Source organism: Streptomyces sp. NPDC088762 (assembly GCF_044750905.1).
In the GTDB taxonomy this organism is placed as follows: Bacteria; Actinomycetota; Actinomycetes; order Streptomycetales; family Streptomycetaceae; genus Streptomyces.
The window spans coordinates 93,689-109,915 of record NZ_JBIVKT010000021.1 but is presented as its reverse complement, the minus strand read 5'-3'; the positions used below and the strand labels follow the sequence as shown (position 1 = coordinate 109,915).

Below are 16,227 nucleotides of genomic sequence, written 5' to 3'. Positions count from 1 at the left end.
TGCGGGGAACACCTTCTCACCACGCCTGTGTCCCGCGGTATCCCCCAGGACGCCTCCACCTGAGGGCGGAGAACCCCTAGGGGTTGCTCCGCACAACGGGCCAGGGCCCGTTCGTCCCGGCGGATGAGGCCGGGGGGCCGGCCGCGTCCTTAACTGGTTCACAGGGGCCGGGGGGACGGGGCGGCCCACGGAGGTGGGGTTAACCCCCGGACGGATACGGCCACGGGCACCAGCGCGCCGGGCCCCGTCCGGCAACAGACTTCCTGACGACGACAGCCACGACAGCCACGACGGCGACACACGCCACCGCAGCAGTGACAGCAGGAGAAGGAGAAAGACCGTGACAACGGCTATGACCGAAACCAGGCACGGGGGGACTGGAGGGCATGGAGCCGTCGCGGCCCGGGCGCGCGAGGTCGTCAAGGCCTACGGCTCCGGGGAGACGCGTGTCGTCGCCCTCGACCGGGTGGACGTGGACATCATGCGCGGCCAGTTCACCGCGATCATGGGCCCCTCCGGCTCCGGCAAGTCCACGCTGATGCACTGCCTCGCCGGTCTCGACACGGTGACCAGCGGGCAGATCCACCTGGACGACACCGAGATCACCGGGCTGAAGGACAAGAAGCTCACGCAGCTGCGCCGCGACCGCATCGGCTTCATCTTCCAGGCCTTCAACCTGCTGCCCACGCTGAACGCCCTGGAGAACATCACGCTCCCCATGGACATCGCGGGCCGCAAGCCCGATGCCGAGTGGCTGAACCGGGTCGTGGAGACCGTCGGCCTCGCCGGCCGCCTCAAGCACCGTCCGACCGAGCTCTCCGGCGGCCAGCAGCAGCGCGTGGCGGTGGCCCGCGCCCTCGCCGCCCGCCCGCAGATCATCTTCGGCGACGAGCCGACCGGAAACCTGGATTCCCGGGCCGGCGCCGAGGTGCTCGGCTTCCTGCGCCGCTCGGTGGACGAGCTCGGCCAGACGATTGTCATGGTCACGCACGATCCGGTGGCCGCCTCCTACGCGGACCGCGTCATCTTCCTCGCCGACGGCGCGATCGTCGACGAGATGTACGGGCCCACCGCGGACCAGGTCCTCGACCGCATGAAGGACTTCGACGCGCGCGGGCGGACCTCATGAGCAGCACCCTGAAGACCTCGCGGCGCAACTTCGTCGCGCACAAGGGACGGATGGCGCTCTCCGCCATCGCCGTCCTGCTCTCGGTGGCCTTCGTCTGCGGGACCCTGGTCTTCACGGACACCATGAACGCCACCTTCGAGAAGCTCTTCGCCACCACCGGCGCCGACGTCACGGTCTCGGCCAAGCCGGCCGGATCCGCGGACGACGACGTGGAGAACCCGCGCAACGCCCGGCCCGCGACCCTCCCCGCCGACGCCGTGCAGAAGGTCTCCGCGGTGCCGGGCGTGCAGTCGGCGCAGGGCAGCGTCATCTCGCTGTCCATCACGGTCGTCAACGCCGAGAACAAGAACGTCGGCCCCACCTCCGGCGCCCCGACGATCGCCGCCAGCTGGAACGACAACGAGCTCAAGTCGATGGCCGTCACCTCCGGCCACGAGCCGCGGGGCCCCACCGACGTGCTGGTCGACGCCGACACGGCGAAGAAGCACAAGCTGAAGATCGGCGACGAGCTGCGCACCATCGCCGTCACCGGCGACTTCCGCGCCAGGATCTCCGGCATCGCCACCTTCAAGGTGACCAACCCGGGCGCCACCGTCGTCTACTTCGACACGGCCACCGCCCAGCGCGAACTGCTCGGCGCTCCCGGCACGTTCACGAACATCAACGTCATCGCCGCGGACGGCGTCAGCGACGAGCAGCTCAAGGGCAACATCGCCGCCGCCGTCGGCGCCGACACCTACAAGCTCCAGACCGCCAAGGAATCCGCGGACCAGGGCCGCAAGGAGGTCGGTTCCTTCCTCGACGTCATGAAGTACGCGATGCTCGGCTTCGCCCTCATCGCCTTCCTCGTCGGCATCTTCCTGATCTTCAACACCTTCGCCATGCTGGTCACCCAGCGCACCCGCGAGATCGGCCTGATGCGGGCCATCGGCTCCGACAGCGGCCAGGTCCTTCGCTCCGTCGTCCTGGAGGCCTTCCTCCTCGGCCTGGTCGGCTCGGTCCTCGGCGTCGGCGTGGGCGTGGGTCTGGCCGTCGGGCTGATGAAGCTCATGGGCCAGATGGGGATGAACCTGTCCACCGACGACCTCACCGTCGCCTGGACCACCCCGGTCGTGGGCATCCTCCTCGGCGTCGTGGTCACCGTCGTCGCCGCCTTCGTCCCGGCCCGCCGGGCCGGCAAGGTCTCCCCGATGGCCGCCCTGCGCGAGTCGGGCACGCCCGGCGACAGGAAGGCGGGCGCCGTCCGCGCCGGCCTCGGCCTCACCCTCACCGCCATCGGCGGCGCGGGCCTCTACCTCGCCGCGGCCGCCGACCAGGCCGGCCCGGGATCGGCCTGGCTGGGCCTGGGCGTCGTCTTCACCCTCATCGGCTTCATCGTGATCGGCCCGCTGCTCGCCGCGGGAGTGGTGCGGGTGCTGTCCGGGATCGTCCTGCGGCCCTTCGGGTCCGTCGGCCGGCTCGCCGAGCGCAACGCCCTGCGCAACCCTCGCCGCACCGGCGCCACCGCCGCCGCCCTGATGATCGGCCTCGCGCTGGTGGCCTGCCTGTCGGTGGTCGGCTCCTCGATGGTGGCCTCCGCGACCGACGAGCTCGACAAGTCGGTCGGCGCGGACTTCATCGTCAGCTCCCAGACCGGGCAGCCGGTCCTGCCGCAGGCCGAGCAGGCCATGCGCGCCGTGAAGGACCTCGACCACGTCACGGCCTACCGGGAGGTCGACGCCAAGATCACCGCACCCGACGGCACCACCGAGGACGACGGGCTCGGCGCGACCGACCCGACGTACGCGAAGGACATCCGCCGCAAGATGGTCGCCGGCGAGCACGCGGCGGCGTACGGGGCGAACGCGATGTCGGTCGGCTCCGAGTACGCCACGAAGCACGGGATCAAGCTCGGCGACGAGCTGACGGTCGCCTTCACTGGCGGCAGCACCGTCAAACTGAAGGTCGCCGCGATCACCAGCGACGAGGGCAACCTCGACAAGGGCATGAAGTACATCGGCACGGCGGTCGCCGAGGCGAACGTCCCGGCCGACCGGCTGCCGCGCCCCTTCATGCTGCTGGCCGGCGCGAAGGACGGGCAGGACGAGGCCGCCGCCTACGCGGCGGTCAAGACGGGGCTGGCGCAGTACCCGCAGTACGTCGTCCGCAACCAGACCGACTACAAGCAGTCCCTGAAGGACCAGGTCGGCCAGCTCCTGAACATCGTCTACGGGCTCCTCGCCCTCGCCATCATCGTCGCCGTCCTGGGCGTCGTGAACACGCTGGCCCTGTCGGTGGTGGAACGGACCCGCGAGATCGGCCTGATGCGCGCCATCGGGCTCTCCCGCCGCCAGCTGCGCCGCATGATCCGCCTGGAGTCGGTGGTCATCGCCCTCTTCGGCGCCCTGCTCGGCCTCGGGCTGGGCATGGGCTGGGGGGCCACCGCGCAGCAGCTGCTCGCGCTCCAGGGCCTGAAGGTGCTGGAGATCCCGTGGCCGACGATCCTCGGGGTGTTCGCCGGCTCGGCCCTGGTGGGCCTGTTCGCCGCCCTGGTCCCGGCCTTCCGGGCGGGCCGGATGAACGTCCTGAACGCGATCGCGAGCGACTAGGGGGTGTCTTACGGGCGGGCGCCGGTCCGGGACCTTCGGGGGAGGTTCCGGGCCGGCGCCTTTGCGGCCCCGCGGCGGCGGGGCGCCGTCTCAGCTGCGCCGCAGCAGGACGACGCCCTCGGCGTCGCCCACCAGCGTGTACCGCTCGCCGGGGTGCAGCTGGCCCGCGTAGACGGTCGGGTCCTCGCCCGCCCACTTGGAGCTGTTGTCGAGGGCGATCCATTCGGGGACCACGCCCTTGCTGCCGCCGATCCACAGCACGCGGCAGCGGGAGGTCAGCCGGGTCAGCGCGGTGGTGTCGGCCTCCACGGTCGCCCCGTCGGGGATCCGGTCGAGGAGCCCCTCGATGGCGGTGACACGGGCCGGCTTCTCGTACGTACGCGCTTCCACGAGCTTGGCGGTCGGCATGGCCGTCGCACTCAGGGCGAGGGCGGCGGCGAGGACGGCGGTGGGCATCTGGAGGGCGTACGCGCGCAGCCGCGGCCGGCGGCTGCGCCGGGCGGTGTCGATGGCGTCGACCAGGGCGAGGGCGACCACGGGCATGAGTACGGCGCTGTAGTGCCAGTCGGTGGACCAGTAGTGGTCGTCGCCGGACAGGAACCGCCAGCCGAGCGTCGGGACGGCGACCAGCAGCAGCGGCGAGCGCAGCGCGAGCAGCCCGGAGGTGGGCAGGAGCACCCAGGTCAGGGTGGTGAGCTTGGTGCCGGTGCCGGCGAGGGGGCTGCCCGAGCCGTCGAGCTTGTCCCAGTAGCCGTAGCCCGCGGTGGCGAAGGCGGGGATGAACACGGTGAAGACGAGGACGGCGAAGACGACGGCCCCGACGGCGACGCCGAGGGCGGTCCAGGCGGCCCGCCGGTCGGCGCTCCTGGCCCGCCAGGCGATCACCACGGCCAGCGCGGCGAGGGTGAAACCGAGGTCCTCCTTCACGAGGACCAGCGGCAGCCCCCACAGCAGGGCGGCCCGCCAGCGGCGGGCGAGCAGCGCCTCCAGGGCGAAGGCGATCAGGGGCACGGCGAAGGCGATCTCGTGGAAGTCGAACTCCACGGCCCGCTGTATGCCCCAGGACAGCCCGTAGGCGACGCCGACGGCGACCCCGCGGGCATGGCCGAGGATCCGTACGGCCGCCCGGGTGACGGGGACGGCGGCGAGCGCGAACAGGGCGGCCTGGACGACCAGCAGGGTGACGGGACCGGGGAAGATCCGGTAGACGGGCGCGATGAGCGCGATGATCGGGCTGAAGTGGTCCCCGAGGATGTTCGCCCCGGGCCCCTTCAGATCGGCGACGGGCGCATTCAGGTGCGCGTACGCGCGGATGGCCTGCTCGAAGATCCCCAGGTCCCAGGAGGCCCACTCCATCCGCCGGAACCGTCCGACGGACAGGATCAGGTAGACGGCGAACAGCCCGCCGGCCACCGACCAGGGCCCGGCCCACCGGCCCCTGCCCGCCTTCGCGGCGGCGGTGCCCGCGGGGGCGGGGCGGGCTATGGCATCGCTCGTCACGGACTCGTGCTCCCTGGGCCAGTGGCGTCTCTCCGGCGGGCGACGCGGCGAGCTCAGACGGTCAGTACGCCGATATCTTGACATCCTTCCGTTCCCTCGGCCGGGGGAGGCCCGCCCAGGGGGTGGGGCCGACCGTTCCGCGGCGGACCGTCTCAACCGCGCTCGGCGCCCTGGGCCTCCCCCGAGAACGGGACCACCTCTGCCACCGGTTCCCCGGACTCGGTGATGATCACCTCGTGGCCCGCGGCGACCAGCTCCAGAATCTCGGAGAGCTTCGGGCCCGCCTCGTCCACGTCATGACGTCGGGTCGCTTCCAAGCGCACACTCCGGGAACAGGAGACCAACGACACCGCCCCATCATCCCCGGCGGGGACCGGTCGGCGCCGGTTTCGTCACCCGTGCAGGGGTCACCCCCACGGGTGACCCGAATCCCCCGCGCGTGGCGGCGGGGCGCGTCGTAGGGTGGGAACCCCCGGCCCGTACGACGTGTCGGGTCCTTCGCGTTGCCCCTTCACCGGACGGAAAGCCTCCACATGAGCCTGCACGGACTGCTCGACGCCGTCACCCGGGATCCCGCCCTCGCCGAGGCGGTCACCGCGGCCGGGGACGGCAACCGCATGCATGTGGACCTCGTCGGCCCGCCCGCCGCGCGGCCCTTCGCGATCGCCGCGCTGGCCCGGCAGACCGAGCGGACCATCCTCGCGGTGACCGCCACCGGGCGCGAGGCCGAGGACCTGGCCGCGGCGCTGCGCTCGCTGCTGCCCTCGCCCGACCAGGTCGTGGACTACCCGTCCTGGGAGACGCTCCCGCACGAACGGCTGAGCCCGCGCAGCGACACCGTCGGACGCCGCATCGCCGTACTGCGCCGCCTCGCCCACCCGAGCAAGGACGACCCCGCCGCCGGGCCCGTCTCCGTGGTCGTCGCCCCGATCCGCTCCGTGCTCCAGCCGCAGGTCAAGGGGCTGGGGGACCTGGTGCCCGTAGGCCTGCGGCAGGGACAGAGCGCCGACCTCGGCGAGGTGACCCAGGCGCTGGCCGCCGCCGCGTACGCACGCGTCGAGCTCGTCGAGAAGCGCGGCGAGTTCGCCGTGCGCGGCGGCATCCTCGACGTGTTCCCGCCCACCGAGGAACACCCGCTGCGCATCGAGTTCTGGGGCGACGAGGTCGAGGAGATCCGTTACTTCAAGGTGGCCGACCAGCGGTCGCTGGAGATCGCCGAGCACGGCCTGTGGGCGCCGCCCTGCCGCGAGCTGCTGCTGACCGACGAGGTGCGCGAGCGGGCCGCGGCCCTCGCCGAGGCGCACCCCGAGCTCGGGGAGCTGCTGAACAAGATCGCCGAGGGGATCGCCGTCGAGGGCATGGAGTCCCTCGCCCCGGTCCTGGTCGACGACATGGAGCTGCTCATCGACGTGCTCCCCGCCGGGGCGATGGCCGTCGTGTGCGACCCCGAGCGCGTACGGACCCGGGCCGCCGACCTGGTGGCCACCTCCCAGGAGTTCCTCATGGCCTCCTGGGCGGCCACCGCGGGAGGCGGTGAGGCCCCCATCGACGTCGGCGCGGCCTCGCTCCGCGGTATCGCGGACGTCCGCGAGCACGCCCGCGAGCTCGGCATGATGTGGTGGTCGGTCTCCCCCTTCGCCGCGGACGAGACCGCCGGCGGCGACACCTTGAAGCTCGGCATGCACGCCCCCGAGGCCTACCGCGGCGACACCGCCCGGGCGCTCGCCGACACCAAGGGCTGGATCGCCGACGGCTGGCACACCGTCTACCTCACCGAGGGACACGGCCCGGCCGCCCGCACCGTCGAGGTCCTCTCCGGCGAGGGCATCGCCGCCCGCCTGGAGCCGGACCTGCGCGCCCTGGAGCCCGGCCTGGTGCACGTGGCCTGCGGCTCGATCGACAACGGCTTCGTCGACCCGGCGCTGAGACTGGCCGTCCTCACCGAGACCGACCTCACCGGCCAGCGCACCGCCACCAAGGACCTCGGCCGGATGCCGACGCGCCGGCGCAAGACGATCGACCCGCTGACCCTGGAGGCCGGCGACTACATCGTCCACGAACAGCACGGCGTGGGCCGCTACATCGAGATGGTGCAGCGCACCGTCCAGGGCGCGACCCGCGAGTACCTGCTCGTCGAGTACGCCGCCGCCAAGCGCGGCCAGCCCGGTGACCGCCTCTACATCCCCACCGACCAGCTGGAGCAGGTCACCAAGTACGTCGGCGGCGAGGCACCGACCCTGCACCGGCTCGGCGGCGCCGACTGGACCAAGACCAAGGCGCGCGCGAAGAAGGCGGTCAAGGAGATCGCCGCCGACCTCATCAAGCTCTACAGCGCGCGCATGGCGGCCCCCGGTCACGTCTTCGGCCCGGACACCCCCTGGCAGCGCGAGCTGGAGGACGCCTTCCCGTACGCGGAGACCCCCGACCAGCTCACCACCATCGCCGAGGTCAAGGAGGACATGGAGAAGTCCGTTCCCATGGATCGCCTGATCTGCGGCGACGTCGGCTACGGAAAGACCGAGATCGCCGTGCGGGCCGCCTTCAAGGCGGTCCAGGACGGCAAGCAGGTCGCCGTCCTCGTCCCCACCACGCTGCTCGTGCAGCAGCACTTCGGCACCTTCTCCGAGCGCTACAGCCAGTTCCCGGTCAACGTGAAGGCGCTCTCCCGCTTCCAGTCCGACAGCGAGTCCAAGGCCACCCTGGAGGGGCTGCGCGAGGGCTCGGTGGACGTGGTCATCGGCACGCACCGGCTGTTCTCGCAGGAGACGAAGTTCAAGGACCTGGGCCTGGTCATCGTCGACGAGGAGCAGCGGTTCGGCGTCGAGCACAAGGAGCAGCTGAAGAAGCTGCGCGCCAACGTGGACGTGCTGACGATGTCGGCGACCCCGATCCCGCGCACCCTGGAGATGGCGGTCACCGGCATCCGGGAGATGTCGACGATCACCACCCCGCCGGAGGAGCGCCACCCGGTCCTCACCTTCGTCGGCCCGTACGAGGAGAAGCAGATCGGCGCGGCCATCCGGCGCGAACTGCTGCGCGAGGGCCAGTGCTTCTACATCCACAACCGGGTCGAGTCCATCGACCGGGCCGCCGCCAAGCTGCGCGAGATCGTGCCCGAGGCCCGGATCGCGACGGCGCACGGGCAGATGTCCGAACAGGCTCTGGAACAGGTCGTCGTGGACTTCTGGGAGAAGAAGTTCGACGTCCTCGTCTCGACGACGATCGTCGAGTCCGGCATCGACATCTCCAACGCCAACACGCTCATCGTCGAGCGCGGCGACAACTTCGGCCTCTCGCAGCTGCACCAGCTGCGCGGCCGCGTGGGCCGCGGCCGCGAGCGCGGGTACGCGTACTTCCTCTACCCGCCGGAGAAGCCGCTGACCGAGACCGCGCACGAGCGGCTCGCGACGATCGCCCAGCACACCGAGATGGGCGCCGGCATGTACGTGGCGATGAAGGACCTGGAGATCCGCGGCGCGGGCAACCTGCTCGGCGGCGAGCAGTCCGGGCACATCGCGGGCGTCGGCTTCGACCTGTACATCCGCATGGTCGGCGAGGCGGTGGCCGACTACCGGGCCGCCGTCGAAGGCGGGGTGGAGGAGGAGCCGCCGCTGGAGGTCAAGATCGAGCTGCCGGTCGACGCGCACGTCCCGCACGACTACGCGCCCGGCGAGCGGCTGCGCCTCCAGGCCTACCGGGCCATCGCCTCCGCCAACTCCGAGGCGGACGTGAAGGCCGTACGGGAGGAGCTCACCGACCGCTACGGCAAGCTGCCCGAGCCGGTGGAGAACCTGCTGCTGGTGGCCGGGCTGCGGATGCTGGCCCGCGCGTGCGGGGTCGCCGACATCACCCTCCAGGGCCCCAACATCCGCTTCGGGCCGGTGGAGTTGCGCGAATCGCAGGAGCTGCGCCTGAAGCGGCTCTACCCGGGGGCGGTGCTCAAGCCCGCCACCTCGCAGGTGCTGATCCCCCGCCCGAAGACGGCGAAGGTCGGCGGGAAGCCGCTGCTCGGGCGGGAACTGCTGGCCTGGACCGGGGAGTTCCTCACCACGATCCTCGGGTCCTGACGCGCGGAGAGGCCGGGCCCGCGGGGGCCCGGCCTCCGCCGGCGGCTGTGTGTCGGGGACTTCGCGGGACCCGGGCCGGGTCAGCCCATCGCGTCCGCGTCGATGACGTCCTTGCCGGCCGGGGCGTCGGCCTGGACCGGCTTGTTGATGCCGCTGAAGGTGACGTCCGCCGGCTCCTTGCCGTCGATGGACGCCTTGAGCAGGTAGGGCTCGCCCTTGGTGGCGACCAGGAGGGTCTCGGTGCCCTCGGTGGTCTTCGTGGTCAGGGTGAGCGCCTCCTGGCCGTCGACGGTGGCGGTCTTGCCCTTCTGCGCGCCCTTGCTGTCGTCGAACTCCTTGAGCAGCTGGTTCAGGTCGCAGAGCTCGGCCAGGTCCTTCATGTCCGGGTCCGAGGCCTTCGTCTTCAGCCAGTGGCCGGCCAGCTGCTTGACCGCCGCGTCCGCCTGGTCCTTGGGCAGGTCGGTCATCTGGGCGCGGTAGAAGGGCTCGTCGGCCTTTATGTAGACGGCCTCCGAGTTGCGGATCAGCTCGAAGGAGCCTTCCTTGCTGGAGATCGTGCCCTTGCAGTCGCCGCTCTTGCTGACCGCCATGTTCAGCTGGAGCGGCTTGCCCTCGTCCCAGACGTTGCCGCTGACGGTGAGGGAGGAGGCGCCGCGCAGGGCGTCGACGGACTTGTCGGCGACCTGGGAGCCGGTCAGGTCCGGGAACGGGCCGGACTGGAAGCAGCCGGTGAGCCCCAGGCCGGCGGCGCAGACGAGGGCGGCGGTGGCGGTGAGGCGGTGAGCGGTACGCATGGCAGGACTCTCTGGGCGGGGGACGCGGAACGGTGGTGAGGGTATCCGGAGCAAGCCATTCCGGATAGGTGTGGTGGGGTGGACCGGTGGGGGAGCCGGGCCGGGTGGGGAGCCGGGCCGGTGGGGGAGCCGGACCGGGCGGGGGAGCCGGGCCGGTGGGGAAGCCGGACCGGTGGGCCGCGGACCGGTGGGCCGGCGGACCGGGAGCGTCAGCCGGACTTCTTCCAGTCCCCGCAGTCGTTGGTCTTGAAGTAGCCGTCCTCGGCGCCGATCGTCACGACCGCCGGGCCGGTGGGGTTCTCGTTCGCGATGATCGCGTCGATGCCGTGGGTCGCGTCCTTGGCGCGCTCCCAGTAGCAGCCGCCGCCCTCCTCGGCGGGGCCCGCCGACTTGTAGGTGCCGGGCGCGATGTCGGTGCCGACCTTGAGCATCCCCGCCTTGCCGGAGAACTCGGTCTTCGGGGATCCGCCGGCGGCCTTGGGGTCGACGGCCTCCCAGTCCTTGCAGTCGGTGGACTTGAAGACCTTGTCGCCGGCCTCGATGGTCACGTAGCTCGCGCCGACGACGTTGTCGTTGGCGATGATCGAGTCCGTCTCGCCCGAGGAGTCCTTGGCCCGCTCCCAGTAGCAGCCGGCGCCGCCGTTGCCGGTGGTGCGGTAGGTGCCCGGCTGGACGTCCTTGCCCACTTCGACGGTGCCGTTGCCGCGGATCGCGGCCTTCTTCTTCTCCTCGGCCGGCTTCGAGGCCGGGTCGCCGCCCTTCGAGGCCGTGGCCGCCGCCTTCGGCGCGGCGCCGTCCTTGGCGTCGTCGGGGCCGGTGCAGGCGCCGACCGCCACGAGTGCGAGGACCGCACCGCAGCCCGTGAGGACCTTGTGACGGGCGATCCAGCTCTTGCGCGGGGTGTGGGACATGGAAGTTCCTGCCTCTCCGGTGGCTGTGCGACGTTCGCCGTTCGACGCGATCAATAGACCAGATGTCTGTGAACCGAGTCAACACGATTCACAGCTTTTCTTGAGTTCACGCTGTGAAGGGGTCCCTGTCGTGTGTACGGGTAAGCTCCCCGGCATGTCAGAGCAGAGCGCCGCAGGCGCAGAGGTCACCGCGGCCGAGGTCGCCCGCCTGGCAGGCGTCGGCCGCGCCGCCGTGAGCAACTGGAGGCGCCGGCACGCCGACTTCCCCAAGCCCGTCGGCGGCACCGAGACCAGCCCCTCCTTCGCCCTGGCCGAGGTCGAGCGGTGGCTGCGCGCCCAGGGCAAGCTCGCCGAAGTGCCGCTGCGCGAGCGGGTCTGGCAGCAGGTCGCGGCCCACCCCGGCGGCCCCGTCACCGCGCTCGTCAAGGCGGGCTGCGCGCTGCTCGTCGTACGGGACCGGCCCGCCGACTGGCTGGAGCTGACCGCCGTCTCCGACGAGCGGATGGCCGTACTGCTGCGCCCCGTCCTCGACCAGGTGCTCGGCGCCCGCCTCGGGCCGGGGCACCCCCTGGAGTCCGTGCGGCCCGGCCGCACCGCGATGCCGCTGCTGCGGGCCGCCGCCGAACTCGCCGCCGAGGTCGGCGCCCGCAAGGCCTTCGAGTTCCTGCTGGGCCGCCACCTCGACGCCAACCCCCGTCAGTACACGCTCACCCCGGACGGCCTCGCCCGGCTCATGGCCGCCCTCGCCGGCCCCGGTGTGCGCACCGCGCTCGACCCCGCCTGCGGCACCGGCACACTGCTGCGCGTCCTGCCCGGCGCCACCGTCCTGCACGCCCAGGACTCCTCGCCCGAACTCGCCGCCCTCACCGCGCTGCGCCTGGCCCTGAACGGCTCCGGGCAGGTCCGCGCGGCTGCCGCCGACAGCCTGCGCGCCGACGCCTTCGCGGAGGACGCCGTAGACGCCGTGCTCTGCCACCCGCCGTTCAACGAACGCAACTGGGGCCATGAGGAGCTGGCCTACGACCCGCGCTGGGAGTACGGCTTCCCGGCCCGCACCGAGTCCGAACTCGCCTGGGTCCAGCACGCCCTGGCCCGTCTGCGCGAGGGCGGCACCGCCGTCCTGCTGATGCCGCCGGCCGTCGCCGCCCGCCGCTCCGGCCGCCGCATCCGTGCCGACCTGCTGCGCCGCGGCGCCCTGCGGGCCGTCATCGCGCTCCCGGCCGGCAGCGCCCCGCCGTACGGGATCCCCCTGCACCTGTGGGTGCTGCGCAGGCCCGCCCCGCAGGCGGTGCCGCCGCAGGCGGTGCTGCTCGTCAACAGTGCTGCCAGTGCTGCCGGTGCTGCCGGTGCTGCCGGTTCCGGCGGTTCTGCCAGTGCGGCGGCCGGTACCCACGGTGCGCCCGCCTCTGCCGGCGGGACCGGCCAGTTCGCCGCCGTGGCCGGTGAGGTGGAGGCCGCCTGGGCGGCGTACGACCGCACCGGCTCGGTGGAGGAGGTCGAGGGCGTCAGCCGCGTCGTGCCCGTCATCGAACTGCTCGACGACGACGTGGACCTCACCCCCGCGCGCCATCTCCCGCCGCCGGCCGCCGGCGGCGGGCCGGCCGCCCTGGGAGCCGTACGGGAACGGCTCGACGAGACCCTCTCCCGGGTCGCCCGCCTGACCCCGCCGGCCGCCGTCCCGGCCCCCGGGGCCGCGGCGCTGCTGTCGCTGACCACCATCGGCGAACTCGCCCGCGCCGGAGCCCTGGTGCTGCACACCGGCACCGGCAGCGGCGCCGGCACCGCCCCCGTCCTCACCGAACAGGACGTCTACGCCGGAACCGGCCCCTCCGGCACCCTGGCCGCCACCGCCGACGCACCCGTGCTCACCGCCCCCGGCGACGTCCTCGTCCCGGTCGTCGGCGGCGCCACCGTCGCCCGCGTCATCGACGAGGCCACCGCCGGCGCGGTCCCGGGCCGCGGGCTCCAACTGCTGCGCCCCGACCCGGCCGCCCTCGACCCCTGGTTCCTGGCCGGATTCCTGCGGGGCACCGCCAACAACCGCCGCGCCAGCAGCCACGCCTCCACCGCCACCCGGCTCGACGTGCGCCGCCTCCAGCTGCCCCGGCTGCCGCCGGCCGAACAGCAGCGCTACGGGGCCCGCTTCCGCGCGCTCGCCGAGTTCGAGGACGCGCTGCGGCTGGCGGGCCGGCTCGGCGAGCAGCTCGTACAGGGCCTGTACGACGGCCTGTCGGACGGCACGGTCACCCCGGACTGAGCGGGCGGGCCGCGACCGTACAACGGTTGGGCACATCCCCTCACCAGCGGCCGGAAAGGCTTATACGCTCTGACCCGCAACTTCCTTTCCGCACGGCCCGTCAGGAGCAGCGATGCACGGCCCCGGCCTCCCGCCGCAGCACGGTCACCAGCCCAGTTCCGGGGGCGTGACGGCACTGCGCGTGCTGTTCGCGCTGCTGCCCATCCTGAGCTGTGGCTTCCTGGCCTGGGCCACGATGCTGCGGCTCGCGCTGGTGACCCGCAAGACGGTCGACTGGGTGCTGCTCGTGGTCAGCGGTGTGCTCTGCGTGGGCTGGCTCGTACTGATCGGGCTCGACCCGACCGAGGACACCAGCGGCTGGCAGGGCAACACCGGCGCCGGAGGCTCCCTCCTCACCGCCGTCCTGACCTGCACGTACTTCCTCGTGGCCGATATCCGCCACTACGAGCGCCGGGCGGTCGGCGGCCCGGCCGCGCCGCCCTGGTACCCGGCGCAGCCCGCCCCGTACGCCCACCCGCAGCAGACGGCGCCCGCCTACGGCTACCCGCCCGCGGCAACGCCCGCGCAGACGCCCGTCCCGCCGCAGGTTCCGCCGCAGCCGACGCCGCCCCCGCGCCTCGGGCAGGTCCGCGCCGAACTCGACGAGCTCAGCGAGCTCCTGCGCAAGCAGCCCGGCCGGCCGCAACAGCCCCCACAGCCCGGCGCAGGCCCGTACCACGACCCCAACGACACCCCGTTCCAGGACCGTAATCCGTGACCGACCGGCTCATCGGCGACCGCTACCAGCTCGCCACCATCCTCGGCCAGGGCGGCATGGGCCAGGTCTGGACCGCCTACGACCGGCGGCTGGACCGGCGGGTCGCCGTCAAACTGCTGCGCCCCGACAAGGTCGCCGGCCCCGGAACCGTCGCCGAAGAGCTGCGCCGCCGCTTCGTGCGCGAGTGCCGGGTCACCGCACAGGTCGACCACCCCGGGCTGGTCACCGTGCACGACGCGGGCAGCGACGGCGACGAGCTCTTCCTTGTCATGGGCTACGTCGAGGGCTCCGACCTCGCCGACCACCTCGCCGAGCACGACCCCTACCCGTGGCCGTGGGCGGTCGCGGTGGTCGCGCAGCTGTGCGCCGTGCTCTCGGCTGTGCACGCGGTGCCGATCGTGCACCGCGACCTCAAGCCGCGCAACGTGATGATCCGCCCCGACGGCACCGTCCTGGTCCTCGACCTCGGCGTCGCCTCGGTGATGGACACCGACACCACCCGTCTCACCAGCACCGGCTCGCCCATCGGCAGCCCCGCGTACATGGCGCCCGAGCAGGCCATGGGCGGTGCCGTCGGCCCCTACACCGACCTCTACGCGCTCGGCGTGCTGCTGTACGAACTCCTCAGCGGAAACGTCCCCTTCGCCGGGTCCACCGCTCTCGGCGTCCTGCACCGCCACCTGTACGAGCCCCCGCTGCCGGTGCGCCAACTGCGCCCGGAGGTGCCGCCCGAGCTGGAGGCCGTACTGCTGCGCCTGCTCGCCAAGGACCCGCAGGACCGGCCCGCCTCCGCGCAGGAGGTGTACGAGGCCCTCACCCCGCTGCTGCCGGCGCGCGGCAGCGCGGCTCCGGCCGGCCCGCTCGACCCCACCCGCCCCTTCCTGCGCCCCCACGCCCCCTGGCCCGACCGGGCCACGGTCATCCCTCCACGGCCGAGCACCCCGCCGCCGATGACGCCCGCGCCGCCGAAGCCGGACATCCCGGGCGCGGTGGACGAGGCCCGCAAGCTCCTGGACCAGGGGCAGCTCACCCAGGCCGTGGACATCCTGGGAGGCATCCTCCCGGCCGCGGCCGCCGAGCACGGGGAGCACTCCCCGGTGGTCCGCTCCCTGCGCAAGCAGTACGCGGCCACGCTGATGGACGACGGCCAGTACCGCCGCGCCCTGCCGGAACTGCGCCGCCTCGCCGACGAGTTCCCGGCCGGCGACCCGCAGGCCCTGCGCTTCCGCTACGACTCGGCGCAGTGCCTGGAGCAGCTCGGTGAACCGGCCGCGGCCCTGGCGGAGTACCGCTCACTGCTCCCGCTCTTCGAGAACCACTACGCCAACCCGGACCCGGGCCTCCCCCTGGAGGTGCGCCGCCGGATAGCCCACCTGCTGCTCTCCCTCGGCGACCGCCCCGCGGCCCACGACACCCTGGCCCGCCTGCTGTTCGACGCGGAACGCGTCCACGGCCCGGCCCACCCCTTCCCGGCGGAGATCCGCCGCACCCTCCACTGGCTGGGCCAGGTCCGGTGACGGACTTCCCGTCACACGCCGGGCGAGGCGATGGCCAGTCCCAGCGACTCCGCCGCCTTGAGGAGGCGCTGGTCGTAGGTGACGAAGGTGAGCTGCTCGGCGCCGGGCTGGCCGGCCAGGAGCTGGGCCGTAGCCAGGTGGATGGAGTCCAACGACCGCAGTAGCGGGTCCGTGTAGGCGGCGGCGGTCGCCCGCACGGCGTGGTCGATCTCCAGCCGGTACAGGCGTGTCAGCGCCCCCGGTACGCCGGCCAGCGCCTGCGGGGCGGATCGGCGAAGGGCTCTTGGGACCTCGACCTCGACCAAGGAAGACGAGACCAGTGGTGTCTCCGGCCGTTCGGCCAGCCAGGCAACCAGCTCGGCGCTGCCGTGCTCCCGACGTACCAGCTTCACGACGGCGGCGGAGTCGAGGTAGATCACCAGCGCTCCTCGTCGCGCGCGGCGGTGAGTTCCGAGGCGGCATCCACCTCAGGGTCGCCGAGAACCGGGGGAAGCGGGAAGGGTCCCTCTGAGAGGGGGGCGGTGGCGCGCCCCTCCGTGACCAGGCGATCGAGCAGGGACTGCGTCGTGGTGACGGGTACGAGCCGGGCGACGGCTGTTCCGCTCACGGTGACCTCCAGGGACTCGCCGCGCTGCACTCGCGCGAGCACGGCACTGGTGTGCTGGTTGAGTTCACGTACAGGGATGCGGTCCATGCTGCCAGCGTAG

At 72.7% G+C, this 16,227-nt stretch carries 12 protein-coding genes; 6 read left to right on the top strand and 6 right to left on the bottom strand.

Annotated features, from left to right (window positions below; genetic code table 11):
* Positions 1-352: 352 nt before the first annotated feature.
* Entirely contained in the window at positions 353-1,129 is a 777-nt protein-coding gene (locus ACIP5M_RS32830) for an ABC transporter ATP-binding protein (protein ID WP_401203842.1), read from the top strand.
* Positions 1,126-3,717 carry an ABC transporter permease gene (locus ACIP5M_RS32825; protein WP_401203742.1) on the top strand — a complete coding sequence of 864 codons (2,592 nt, stop codon included), beginning with the start codon at positions 1,126-1,128 and terminating at the stop codon, positions 3,715-3,717. The genes ACIP5M_RS32830 and ACIP5M_RS32825 overlap by 4 nt, the downstream gene beginning before the upstream one ends.
* A 90-nt stretch (positions 3,718-3,807) precedes the next feature.
* On the opposite strand, the gene ACIP5M_RS32820 is transcribed toward ACIP5M_RS32825, so the two are convergent.
* Complete coding sequence (locus ACIP5M_RS32820) at positions 3,808-5,073, bottom strand: DUF2079 domain-containing protein (RefSeq protein WP_401203839.1); 1,266 nt, start codon at positions 5,071-5,073, stop codon at positions 3,808-3,810.
* Positions 5,074-5,369: 296 nt separating this feature from the next.
* Entirely contained in the window at positions 5,370-5,534 is a 165-nt protein-coding gene (locus tag ACIP5M_RS32815) for a type II toxin-antitoxin system Phd/YefM family antitoxin (protein ID WP_401203739.1), read from the bottom strand.
* A gap of 216 nt (positions 5,535-5,750) precedes the next feature.
* Between ACIP5M_RS32815 and mfd the strand changes: the two genes are divergently transcribed.
* A complete protein-coding gene (mfd, locus tag ACIP5M_RS32810; protein ID WP_401203737.1) occupies positions 5,751-9,284 on the top strand; it encodes a transcription-repair coupling factor in 3,534 nt (1,177 codons plus the stop codon).
* Positions 9,285-9,364: 80 nt separating this feature from the next.
* Here the strand turns inward: mfd and ACIP5M_RS32805 are convergent, their stop codons facing one another.
* Positions 9,365-10,078: a hypothetical protein gene (locus ACIP5M_RS32805; RefSeq protein WP_401203734.1), complete on the bottom strand. Its 714-nt coding sequence runs from the start codon at positions 10,076-10,078 to the stop codon at positions 9,365-9,367.
* Positions 10,079-10,287: 209 nt separating this feature from the next.
* Entirely contained in the window at positions 10,288-10,989 is a 702-nt protein-coding gene (locus ACIP5M_RS32800; RefSeq protein ID WP_401203731.1) for a hypothetical protein, read from the bottom strand.
* 154 nt (positions 10,990-11,143) lie between these two features.
* On the opposite strand from ACIP5M_RS32800, the gene ACIP5M_RS32795 reads away from it, so the two are divergent.
* The 3 genes from ACIP5M_RS32795 to ACIP5M_RS32785 all read left to right on the top strand — a co-directional run bounded on the left by ACIP5M_RS32795 (position 11,144) and on the right by ACIP5M_RS32785 (position 15,520).
* The gene (locus ACIP5M_RS32795; RefSeq protein ID WP_401203728.1) at positions 11,144-13,246 is read left to right on the top strand and encodes an N-6 DNA methylase; all 2,103 of its coding nucleotides are present in this window, start codon (positions 11,144-11,146) and stop codon (positions 13,244-13,246) included.
* Positions 13,247-13,358: 112 nt separating this feature from the next.
* Positions 13,359-14,003, top strand: a complete 645-nt coding sequence (locus tag ACIP5M_RS32790) for a hypothetical protein (RefSeq protein ID WP_401203726.1) — start codon at positions 13,359-13,361, stop codon at positions 14,001-14,003.
* On the top strand, positions 14,000-15,520 hold the full coding sequence (locus ACIP5M_RS32785; protein ID WP_401203723.1) for a protein kinase: 1,521 nt from the start codon (positions 14,000-14,002) through the stop codon (positions 15,518-15,520). Before ACIP5M_RS32790 ends, ACIP5M_RS32785 begins: the two co-directional genes overlap by 4 nt.
* Positions 15,521-15,531: 11 nt before the next feature.
* On the opposite strand, the gene ACIP5M_RS32780 is transcribed toward ACIP5M_RS32785, so the two are convergent.
* Complete coding sequence (locus tag ACIP5M_RS32780) at positions 15,532-15,939, bottom strand: type II toxin-antitoxin system VapC family toxin (protein WP_401203720.1); 408 nt, start codon at positions 15,937-15,939, stop codon at positions 15,532-15,534.
* Positions 15,936-16,214, bottom strand: a complete 279-nt coding sequence (locus ACIP5M_RS32775) for a type II toxin-antitoxin system Phd/YefM family antitoxin (protein WP_401203718.1) — start codon at positions 16,212-16,214, stop codon at positions 15,936-15,938. Before ACIP5M_RS32775 ends, ACIP5M_RS32780 begins: the two co-directional genes overlap by 4 nt.
* Positions 16,215-16,227: the final 13 nt, after the last annotated feature.

Excerpts from the sequence above, each read along its gene's own strand:
- ACIP5M_RS32820 (WP_401203839.1), bottom strand. The coding sequence starts at position 5,073 with ATGGAGTGGGCCTCCTGGGACCTGGGGATCTTCGAGCAGGCCATCCGC.
- ACIP5M_RS32790 (WP_401203726.1), top strand. The coding sequence starts at position 13,359 with ATGCACGGCCCCGGCCTCCCGCCGCAGCACGGTCACCAGCCCAGTTCC.
- ACIP5M_RS32825 (WP_401203742.1), top strand. The coding sequence starts at position 1,126 with ATGAGCAGCACCCTGAAGACCTCGCGGCGCAACTTCGTCGCGCACAAG.
- ACIP5M_RS32830 (WP_401203842.1), top strand. The coding sequence starts at position 353 with ATGACCGAAACCAGGCACGGGGGGACTGGAGGGCATGGAGCCGTCGCG.
- ACIP5M_RS32795 (WP_401203728.1), top strand. The coding sequence starts at position 11,144 with ATGTCAGAGCAGAGCGCCGCAGGCGCAGAGGTCACCGCGGCCGAGGTC.
- ACIP5M_RS32775 (WP_401203718.1), bottom strand. The coding sequence starts at position 16,214 with ATGGACCGCATCCCTGTACGTGAACTCAACCAGCACACCAGTGCCGTG.
- mfd (WP_401203737.1), top strand. The coding sequence starts at position 5,751 with ATGAGCCTGCACGGACTGCTCGACGCCGTCACCCGGGATCCCGCCCTC.
- ACIP5M_RS32800 (WP_401203731.1), bottom strand. The coding sequence starts at position 10,989 with ATGTCCCACACCCCGCGCAAGAGCTGGATCGCCCGTCACAAGGTCCTC.
- ACIP5M_RS32805 (WP_401203734.1), bottom strand. The coding sequence starts at position 10,078 with ATGCGTACCGCTCACCGCCTCACCGCCACCGCCGCCCTCGTCTGCGCC.